We start from the raw sequence: 10,577 nt of genomic DNA, 5'->3' as shown, positions 1-10,577 counted from the left end.
TCTTTAGCCAGCAGTGATGCAGATGGTACCATTACCAGTTATACCATAAATAGTGTTCCGCCAACTTCGCAAGGCGTAATAAGTATTCCCTGCCCTCCAACACCAGCAGGAGCAACCTGTACAGGAGGTTTTGCAGATTTAACGGCAGCAGTACTTACCGCTAATCCAGGAGGCATAGTATTAACACCTGCACAGGCTGCAGCTTTAAGATTAGACCCTGCACCAGGTTTCAATGGCAATGTTACCTTTAATTATTCTGCTTACGACAATACCGGAAATTTAAGTAACACAGCTGCTTATACATTACCAGTGGGCAGCCCGGCAGCACTTCCTGTTTCTCTAATAAGTTTTTCAGGACAAAGAAACGGTAATGATATTATTGCAGTGTGGAAAACAGAAAATGAAATTAATGCAGACCATTTTGAAGTAGAATACAGTACCGATGGTATTAACTTTAACAATGGCGGATTGGTAAATGCTAACAACGGTGCTGTAAATAACTACCAATTTACTTTAAAGAATTATACACAACCGCTGTACTATATCCGCTTAAAATCAATTGACAAAAACAACCAGTTTAAATACAGTGGCATTGTCAGGATAAGATTTAGCGATAAACTTGTAAAAGCTGTTGCAGTAATGCCCAACCCTGTTACTGATAAAATGAATATCAGGATAAGTTCAGATGTGGCTACAAACTCAGATTTGAAAGTAATCAATAATTTAGGGCAGGTAGTTTACAGCCAAAAAGAAAAGTTGATTAAAGGAGATAATCTTTTCTCAATAACCAATATTCAAAATTTGGCTAAAGGAATTTATACTTTACAGGTAGTAATTGATAATGAAGTATTATCAGTAAAAGTTTTTAAATATTAAATTTAATTTTTTTTCAAAAATGCCCTTAAAAGAAATATAAGGCATTTTTTATTTTGAATTCTTTAAACCCAAATAATACCAATTAGACATTGAAATCATACTGTCAGCCTGAGCTTGTCGAAGGCGGGTTGACATTGCACCGGTTTCGACAAGCTCAACCTGACATTTTTTTAATCGGATAGATTCAATGTCTAATTGGTATAAATTATAGCTCTGCTGAAAGTAATTTTACTGCATTACAGTAATCACATTTATTAATCCACTCTTTTCAAACTCTTCTTTTGTAATTGTAAAAATACTTCCGTGCCGTATGCCTTTTGGCAAAGAAATTTTATCGGAAATATCAGTCCAAGTTTTTAAATCGGTGGATTGAATGGCGCCATATTTATGATCTCGGTATTTATCAAAATAAACTATCCAGGTGTTGCCTATTTTTAAAGTGGTGGGGCCTTCTGCCCAATAATTACCCGTAATTGCAGGGGAAGGATCAGAGAACCCTTTTTCTAAGTTTTTACTGGTGGCTATTTTAATATTTTTTTGCGGCGGCACCCTTGTTTCGTCTTTTAAAAACATTTTGTACTTTTTTCCATCCGGTACAATAGTGGCATCAATTACATTAAAGCCTTTATCGTACAGCAATTTTGTTTTACTAAACGTTTTAAAATCTTTGGTGGTTACATAATACATACGGTGATTGTAACCGTTTTCAATTGCAGTATCCATTTTATATTTACCGGCAATGGTGGTTGCCCAGTAAATCATATACTGCTTATTTTTTTTATCGTAAGTTATTTCGGGTGCCCAGCAATTTCTTGCACTGTCTTCCTGCTGCATAACCGGAATAAATTTTTGCTCACTCCAGTTAATTAAATCTTTACTGCTGGCATAACCAATACCTTTATCGTTCCAGCTCACCGTCCAAACCATGTGAAATAATCCATCAATTCCTTTTACAATACAAGGGTCTCTCATTAATTTATCTTTTGCAACAGTTGGTTTTAAAAAAGAACTGTCATTGTTCAATGCAACCCAATTATATCCATCGTTACTGCTAGCCAAATGCAATCCATCTTTCCCATTATTTTTAAAGTAAGAAAAAAGATAAATATTATTATCGCTTGACTGGCCAAAAACAAAAGCAGCAGTAAATACCAACGCTGCAAATGAAACAAATTTTTTATTCATAGTGTTATTACTATTTTATTTATTTACAATTTGCTTATACCTTATCATCGCTTCTGCAAAATAATAATCCGCATAAGTAAGTGGTACGTCAATTTCTGTTTTGTTGGGCATGTGCCCTACCCCATGCTTTAAAATAAAACCGCCATTACTGCCTGCTGCTGCTTTATATTTTTCACCCGATAATTTTTTTAAAATTAGTTGAGCAGTTTTAAAATATTCTTTTGATAATTTTTTATTTACGTATCCGCTCAGTTCAAGTAATGCTGATGCCATTATTGCAGCGGCGGAAGCATCACGTAATGCGCCGGGAATATCCGGTGCATTAAAATCCCAGTAAGCAATTTTATCCGAAGGGAAATCAGGATGCGATAAAATGAACTGAGCAATTTTATTAGCCTGGTCTAAATATTTTTTATCTTTTGTTTCTCTGTAAGTTTCAGTATAACCGTACAAACCCCAGGCTTGTCCCCTTGCCCATGCAGATTCATCTGCAAAACCCTGAGCAGTTTTTTTTTGTAGTACGGCACCAGTTGCAGCATTGTAATTTAATACATGATAAGAACTGTTATCGGCCCTGAAATGATTTTTCATTGTAGTATTGGCATGTGTTACAGCAATTCTATAAAAAGAAGAATCACCACTTACCTCTGTTGCCCAAAATAATAATTTAAGGTTCATCATATTGTCGATGATAACTAAATATTCGTTAGGCTTACCATTCCAGGATTTTATGCACCCAACTGTTGTATCAAAACGGGTGGATAATGATTTGGCGCTGTTCAATAATATTTCTTTGTACACTGATGATGGATTAATAAGATTGGCGTTGCCAAAACTGCAATACATCATAAAGCCTAAATCATGAGTGCCGGTATTAAACTGTTCTTTTTTTAAAACATTTAATATACGCATGGCTTCGTTATACAAAACTGTATCTTTTGTTTGCTGGTATAAATACAGTAAGGTTCCGGGATAAAAACCACTGCACCACCAACCGGAATTGCTAAACTCATATTTATCTGTAATGGGGAAATAAGTTTTAGGAAATTTATCAGCAGGTAAATTTTGCATAAGCACTTTATATTGTGCTGCTGCGTCGGTAAAATTTTTATTGATAATTTTCAATAAATCTTTATCCGACTTTTGATGATATTTATTTTGGGCATGAATATTTTTACAAGCGAAACATAAAATTAGAAATGTGATAATTATTCTCATAATTTTTTAATTTAAGCAGCAAGCAAATAAATGTACAGGATTATTTTTAGAATCATAACGGTATTGATTTTACACAATTTTTCCATTCACATTTTTTGAGGAAATAACAATTCGTATTCGATACAAGCCTGTATAAAAGGGCCAATAGCTTTTAAATCATCATCACGTTTGGGTTCGTTTACATAATAGCTGTAACTGCCATCACGGTAAGGTGTGCCACCTAAACCTGCACCGGCAACTGCCTGTAAATAATGTACACTGCCTGCTCCATCTACTCTTACAAATTTTTTAATAATGCCGCTGAAAGCTTTTGTAATGGCAGGTTTAAAGTTTATGCCAATATATTTTTTATTTACCGCCTTTGATAAGGCATATAAAAACATTGCAGACGAAGATGATTCCAAATAATTTAATTGCTGGTTTGCTTTATCAGTTACCTGCCACCACACGCCTTCTTTTGCATCCTGAAATTTTACTAAAGCAGTTGATAACCGATTCAGTATTGCAATTAATTCTGCCCTTCGCTTATAATTTGCAGGAAGATGATCCAGCACATCAACCAGTGCCATCATGTACCAACCCATTGCCCGGCTCCAAAATTCGGGTGATAAACCAGTTTTTGGATTTGCCCATTTTTGTAATTTACTTTCATCCCATCCATGATAAAGTAAACCAGTTATAGTATCCCGGCTGTATTTTTCCATCCACACAAATTGATTAATGATGTCATCAAACTTTTCTGTGTCGTTAAACATTACTGCATATTCAACAGCAAATGGTTGTGCCATATATAAACCATCTAACCACATTTGTGCAGGATATTTTAATTTATGCCAGTAGCCGCCAATTTTATTTCGTGGTTGCCACGCTAATTGTTTATACAATAACGTTGCCGCTGTTTTGTATTTTTCTTCTTTAGTATTTTTATACAAATGCAGTAACTGTCTTCCTGCAGGGATATTGTCAATATTATATTCTTCTACATTATAGGTTCTTATTTCTCCTTCAGTTGTAATGAAATGATCAATTATGTTTTTGGCGTATCCTGTATATTTATTATTGGATGTAAAGGTTGCTAATTTTTCAAAGCCCTGCAGCACCACTCCCATTTCGTAATTCCATACTGCCGGCCTGCTTAGTTGCGCCTGTTCGGCAGTTTGCCCGGCTGGTATTAATTTATCCTGCTCCAAATGGCTGGCATATTTTTTTACCACCATCGAATCTTTATAAGTTGCCATGATGGTTTCGGCAAGTTTGATGGCATAGTTGGTTTGAGCTGCAATTGATTGGATAAGGAAAATAATGACAGCAGAAATTATAATTAATTTTTTCATACACAAGTTTTATTTTAAAAATCATACCCAAATATCCCTCGCCATGAAGTTAAATAAAAATTGTTGCAGACTGTATAAAAAATAGCTGCATTAAAATAATGCTGTGGTATTATAAGTGCTTACGAAAAATGGGTTATTTTTTTAAAGAGAAGTAAAAAATGAAGATCAACATTCGCTTAAACTTATCGGTACATTTACTGCTAAGCCACCATCGGCAGTTTCTTTATACTTACTGTTCATGTCTAATGCGGTATCCCACATGGTTTTTATTACACCATCCAAACTTACTTTAGCATAATCGGGTGTGCTTTGCAGCGCAAGCTGGCTGGCAGTTATAGCTTTTATGGCACCCATAGTATTTCGTTCTATGCAGGGGATTTGCACCAAACCTCCAATAGGATCGCAGGTTAAACCCAAATGATGTTCCATTGCAATTTCGGCAGCCATTAAAGTTTGCCTTTGTGTGCCACCCATACATTCGGTAAGTGCGGCTGCAGCCATTGCACTGCTTACGCCAATCTCCGCCTGACAGCCACCCATGGCCGCAGATATAGTGGCACCTTTTTTAAATATGCTGCCTACTTCTGCAGCAGTTAATAAAAATTGAATTATTTTTTCATTACTGTTGCCATTACAAAATGCAACATAATATTGCAACACAGCAGGGATAACCCCTGCAGCACCGTTAGTAGGTGCAGTTACTACCCTGCCAAAGCTTGCATTCTCTTCATTTACGGCCAGTGCAAAACAACTCACCCAGTCTAAAATATATTTAAAATCGCTGCCGCCCTGTTGCATGGTTGCCAGCCAGCTGTTATAATCTTTATAAGTGCGGCCGTTCATTAATTTTTTATTCAATCCTGCTCCACGCCTTTTTACATTTAATCCTCCGGGCAACATGCCTTCGGTATGGCAGCCCCTGTAAATACATGCCGACATTACATTCCAAATGTTTAATAACCCCATTTTTGTTTCGGCCTCTGTTCTCCAGCTGCTTTCATTTTCTAAAACCACATCACTTACATTCAATCCCGTTTTCATGCACCAGTGCAATAATTCATCCGCTGTATTTATAGGAAAAGGAAGATTTACTTCATCGCTGGAATTGGAATCCTCTCCTTCTTTTTTTACAAAACCACCACCAACAGAATAATAAGTTTCTGCAAGCGTTTCACCGTTAATTAATTTTACTAAAAAAGTTAATGCATTAGGATGAAAAGGCAAACTCTCGCTGTATAAAAATTCAATATCTTCTGCAGGATCAAAATCAATTTCATGTTTACCGGCCAGCAATATTTTTTTCATTGCTTTTATGTCATCAATTTTTGCTGCTATATTATTTACATCAAATGTTACAGGATCATCGCCGCTTAAACCCAGTTGTACAGCAATATCAGTTCCATGACCAACGCCTGTTTTTGCCAACGAACCATACAACAATACTTCGATGCTCTTAACATCATTAAGCATATTTTTTTGCTGAAGTGAATTTGTAAAACGCTGTGCTGCCCGCCACGGGCCAAGTGTATGGCTGCTGGAAGGACCAATACCAATTTTAAACATATCAAATACCGAAATAGCTTCGTGGCTCACAGCATACTTTTATTAATTATTGAACGGCCACCAATTGAATAGCAAAAACTAAAATTGAATTTGCAGGGATAATAACCACCCCGTTTCTGTCTTTAATATCATTGCTGCCATATCCTAAACTTGGAGGAATATACAGCGATATGCTTCCGCCGCTTTTTATTAAGGGCAAGCCTTTTTGCCATCCTAAAATTAATCCGCCCAGTCTTTCACTGAAACCGGTTAAATTCTCATCAAACTTAAACCCATTAGTAAGTGTTCCTGTGTACTTTACTGTAATATTTGAACAAACGCCGGGATTAACAGAACCAGTACCGGCTGTAGTAATTTCATAAAATAAACCGCTGGAGTGCTGAATTGCTGCCGGGTGACTTGAGGTTACATAATTTTGTACAGCAGTAATTTCGGAAGCAGGTGCAACGGCAGCTATATCTGCGAAAGGACAAGTAGGTTCATTTGATTTTGTACAGGATACGAATAAAATGGCCAACGCACTAAAAACTAATAATTTCTTAATCATATTTTAATTTTAAAAGGTTAAAGGTAAGAGTTATTGAAAGCTTAAGACGCTGCATTAAGCATTTTTTTTTCTTTACTTTTTAATTCGTTGTACAGTTGTTCATTCATTTCCCATTTATAACTCATACGGAAGTAAGAAAAGAAAAGCACAATAATTATCACTGCAATAAAAGTGGTTATAATATCACCGGCAGATAATTTCATAAATTTTTCTGTCATGCCGGGTACAATAATGTCTGTTTGTTTATGTGCGGCAGTAGTAAACCACGACGGGAAGAAAATTTTTACTGCCCCCAAAAAAAGTAATACCGGCAGCCCAAACATAAATGCCATAGGCAGGCCAGCCAAAAATTTATGTTTAAAACTGCTTTCTTTTTGCCGTACCTGCTCCCATTGCAGGATAAATTTTTTATCTTTTTCACTAAGCATGGTGCAAAACTACGGCAATTGTATTTACAAGTTTGCTATATTGCAATTATCTTGTAGGTTTGTTATCATCAACTTTAAAACATGAAAATAGAACAACTGCTGGTGCAGCATTTTTACAATACCAAAACTGTTACTTTACAGGGTATTGGTACTTTTACACTTTCGCCAGATTTTATAATGCCGATGGATAGTGATAAAGATATTGTGCTGCCCGAAAATGCAGTGTCATTTAAGTATAATTCCCGTGCAACAGAAGATGAAAGTCTTATTGATTATATTGTACAGCAGACCCGTAAAATAAAACCTTTGGCAAGTGCCGATCTGGAATCGTACCTGATGCTGGGCAGCCAGTTTTTAAATATTGGCAAACCAATGAAAATAGAAGGCATTGGTGTTTTAGAAAAAAATCAATTAGGTGAATACCAGTTTTTGCAGGGACAGTTCATCAATACTAAAACCGAACAGGCAGAAATTAAATTAAAAGAAAAATCAAGAGAAGAGATTTCTTTTGGAAACGAAGCAAAGCCTGCAGCCAACAAAAAAACAATTGCTATTGTGGCAGCAATTGCGATTGTTGCGTTTATCAGTTTGGCAGCATGGTATTTTTTTACAAATAAAGAAGATGCTGTAACTGAAAGTGGAGTTGAGCAAACTTTACCCACTGTATCCTCTTTACAGGACACCTCAAAAATTGATACCAACAAAATAGCAGCACAACTAAACCCTGACAGTATTTTACCGGTAACTCCACAGGCAAATGGCTATACATTTAAAGTGGTAATAAAAAATTATCCTTCTTTGTTTCTTGCTCAAAAATCTTATAGCAGGCTTACCAGTTACGGATATAAATTGCTGCTGTACACTGCAGATTCTGTTATTTACAAAGTTGCAATGCCATTAACCAAACCGCTTGTTGATACAACCCGTGCCCGTGATTCTGTAAAGATTTTGTTTGGAGGCAAACCTTATATCGAAATAAAATAATCATTTGTATTTGCTGCAGCTTTAATGAAACATAAAATACAAATACCTTTTGCCATTATTTTTTGGATAATGGCTGTTACAGATGTATTTGGTATTGCTACGCATATACCGCTTTTACATTTTGTTGCAAAACCGCTGTTAATTCCAATACTGCTTTTACTTTTATACTTTTCAAAAAACACTGTTCTACATAAAAAATTAATAGTAACAGGTTTATTTTTTTCGTGGCTGGGAGATATTTTTTTATTGTTTGATACAAAGAATAACTTGTTTTTTATTTTTGGCTTAGTTTGTTTTTTATCCACCCATATTTTTTACATCATTTATTTTTTAAAGACCCCATCTTCAACGGTTTCTTTACTTAAAAAACAACCTTGGTTAGTTTTATTAGTAATAACCTATGGTGCAGTACTGGTATGGCTTTTATATCCGCATTTAGGCGATTTAAAAATTGCTGTAATAATTTACGCTGCAGTTATTTGTACGATGTTACTTTGCAGCCTGCATGTATTTTTAAAAGTAAATACTCCTGCTAATGTATTTTACCTGGTGGGTGCTGCATTTTTTGTACTCTCCGATTCTTTACTGGCAATAAATAAATTTTACCAGCCCTTTGCTTTTGCCGGCGTATATATTATGCTTACTTATTGCGCCGCACAATATTTTATTGTAAATGGTTTTATTAAACAATTGCCCAATGACTAAAGATGCATTACTTGCCGAACTTGCCAATAACACTTATGTAATGCTGAAGCCCTCGCCCATTGAAGGCATTGGTGTATTTGCAATACAGGATATTCCCAAAGGCTGCAGAGAAATGTTCAGCAAACCGGATATAAACGACAAATGGATAACGGTATCAAAAAAAGAAGTAGAAAATTTACCGGCTCATGCTCAATTTATTGCAGGTAATTACTGTTTGTATGATGAAGACAATTATTTTATCCCCGACCATGGGTTTAAAAAAATTGATGTTTCACTTTTTATAAATCATGCTGATACACCTAATATTATTTCTATTAATGATGGTGATTATTTTGAAGCAATAAGAGATATAAAAAATGGCGAAGAGTTAGTGATTGATTATGGAGAGATAGTTTGATGGGGAAAAAATATCTAATAAAAGAAAACGGGATTCATTTTGAATCCCGTTTTTAGTTTATTTTTTTTAAAGAATTATTGCGGTAATAAAACCCGGTCTATGATGTGATAAACGCCATTTACTGCATGTTTATCAAGCATATTTAAACTTCTTCTTGAAGTTGCAGGCGGGGCACTGTAAGCAGCACCTCCCGGAGGAAAAGTACCCAATCCGGTAAACTTAACACTATCCGCAACCGGACCAGTAAAAAAGGCTTGTGATAAAATACCCGGATGAACTGGAACGCCTCCATTAACCAATGTTTTAATAAAGGTTGGGGTGGTAGGAAAGTTTACTGAAAACACCCTGATATTAGGTACATATGATCCTGTAGGATTAGTTGCAAAAAAATGATAAGCCATTATACCCTTAACTGTTGCTACAGGTAAAAAGTTAAACCCAGCAGGGGTTGAAGACAAAGCAGTTGCCTGAGCAAGTGCAGTTGCAGGAAGCACACCCTGTGCAAGTAATCCAGCATAAAGTGCCCCAAATAAAATGGGTTGCATAGCTGCATCGTTAGGCGTTAGCACTGTCATATTAGTAACGCCATAATTTAGCAAAGAATCTAATCTTCCTAATCCAACAGAACCACTGTCAGCACGGGCAATTGCTGCCCTGAAATAAGATAAGGTAGCTTCGCCAGCAATAACTGTTTTTAATGTAGCAGATGGAGGAGCTACAATTGTAAACGTATGATGTATTATGCCATTGGCTGCAGCCTGGTCCACTCCTGTTACTGGAATATTATTAACATAAGAATATGGTGTGCCTCTTACCGGAAAAATATTCATCCTTACAAAAGGTTGTGTTGGATCCAGAATTATTTGCGATGGTAAAGGATAATTTGGAAAAGTTGTTGGAATGTTTCCAAAAGGAAATTTTTGTCCAACTGTATTGTACTGTATAATTGCCGCTGCACTTGCAGCAGGTAATGACCCGGCTATAAAACCAGAAACTACTGCGTCAGGTGCACCTGGAGGCACTAAACCACCAGAAGCAGCGGTAACAAAAAGCCTCATACCTGCATTATCAACAGCAAATATGGTATAGGTTTTTGTAAGATCATTTAATGTTGCCGTAAGGCCAGATCTTACAATCATTCTGCTGAATAAACTGTCGTTTGGATTAGCAGCAATTGTAGCAGCTACGCCAAGCCCTGTTGGGTAAGTTGGTGTTGGTAATGCAGCAAACTGTTCTAAATCTTTATTACACGATGTAAGAAAGAAAAGGCCGGATAAAAGCACTAAGTAAATTGTCCTTAGTTTATTATTTATTTTTTTCATTATAGTAAGTTTTATTTT

11 protein-coding genes are annotated in these 10,577 nt (G+C 35.9%); 4 read left to right on the top strand and 7 right to left on the bottom strand.

Going from position 1 to position 10,577, the window contains the following annotated elements:
* Positions 1–876, top strand: an 876-nt coding sequence (locus ACY65O_RS10045) for a T9SS type A sorting domain-containing protein (RefSeq protein ID WP_462220719.1), incomplete at its 5' end; no start/stop codon positions are given.
* Between the two features lie 228 nt (positions 877–1,104).
* Here the strand turns inward: ACY65O_RS10045 and ACY65O_RS10040 are convergent.
* The 6 genes from ACY65O_RS10040 to ACY65O_RS10015 form a co-directional block, all read right to left on the bottom strand.
* The gene (locus ACY65O_RS10040) at positions 1,105–2,061 is read right to left on the bottom strand and encodes a glycoside hydrolase family 43 protein (RefSeq protein ID WP_462220718.1); all 957 of its coding nucleotides are present in this window, start codon (positions 2,059–2,061) and stop codon (positions 1,105–1,107) included.
* Between the two features lie 15 nt (positions 2,062–2,076).
* Positions 2,077–3,279, bottom strand: a complete 1,203-nt coding sequence (locus tag ACY65O_RS10035; RefSeq protein WP_462220717.1) for a glycoside hydrolase family 88 protein — start codon at positions 3,277–3,279, stop codon at positions 2,077–2,079.
* Positions 3,280–3,365: 86 nt separating this feature from the next.
* Positions 3,366–4,613, bottom strand: a complete 1,248-nt coding sequence (locus ACY65O_RS10030; RefSeq protein WP_462220716.1) for a glycoside hydrolase family 88/105 protein — start codon at positions 4,611–4,613, stop codon at positions 3,366–3,368.
* Positions 4,614–4,778: 165 nt separating this feature from the next.
* Complete coding sequence (locus ACY65O_RS10025) at positions 4,779–6,206, bottom strand: L-serine ammonia-lyase (RefSeq protein ID WP_462220715.1); 1,428 nt, start codon at positions 6,204–6,206, stop codon at positions 4,779–4,781.
* 16 nt (positions 6,207–6,222) lie between these two features.
* Positions 6,223–6,723, bottom strand: coding sequence for an FKBP-type peptidyl-prolyl cis-trans isomerase (locus ACY65O_RS10020; protein ID WP_462220714.1), 501 nt, complete (start codon positions 6,721–6,723; stop codon positions 6,223–6,225).
* A 41-nt stretch (positions 6,724–6,764) separates the two neighbouring features.
* Complete coding sequence (locus ACY65O_RS10015; RefSeq protein ID WP_462220713.1) at positions 6,765–7,151, bottom strand: hypothetical protein; 387 nt, start codon at positions 7,149–7,151, stop codon at positions 6,765–6,767.
* Between the two features lie 81 nt (positions 7,152–7,232).
* On the opposite strand from ACY65O_RS10015, the gene ACY65O_RS10010 reads away from it, so the two are divergent.
* The 3 genes from ACY65O_RS10010 to ACY65O_RS10000 are packed head-to-tail and all read left to right on the top strand — an operon-like array spanning position 7,233 to position 9,237.
* Entirely contained in the window at positions 7,233–8,135 is a 903-nt protein-coding gene (locus tag ACY65O_RS10010) for a hypothetical protein (RefSeq protein ID WP_462220712.1), read from the top strand.
* 24 nt (positions 8,136–8,159) lie between these two features.
* Positions 8,160–8,840 (top strand): lysoplasmalogenase, encoded by a 681-nt coding sequence (locus tag ACY65O_RS10005; RefSeq protein WP_462220711.1) that lies wholly within the window; start codon positions 8,160–8,162, stop codon positions 8,838–8,840.
* On the top strand, positions 8,833–9,237 hold the full coding sequence (locus ACY65O_RS10000) for an SET domain-containing protein (protein WP_462220710.1): 405 nt from the start codon (positions 8,833–8,835) through the stop codon (positions 9,235–9,237). Before ACY65O_RS10005 ends, ACY65O_RS10000 begins: the two co-directional genes overlap by 8 nt.
* A 74-nt stretch (positions 9,238–9,311) precedes the next feature.
* Here the strand turns inward: ACY65O_RS10000 and ACY65O_RS09995 are convergent.
* The coding region (locus ACY65O_RS09995) for a hypothetical protein (RefSeq protein WP_462220709.1) at positions 9,312–10,577 on the bottom strand (1,266 nt) is incomplete at its 5' end.

The sequence above is a fragment of the Ferruginibacter sp. genome, assembly GCF_031430955.1.
GTDB lineage: Bacteria > Bacteroidota > Bacteroidia > Chitinophagales > Chitinophagaceae > Ferruginibacter.
Note: the sequence above shows the minus strand (reverse complement) of the source record. Positions and strands in the feature narration are given on the sequence as shown.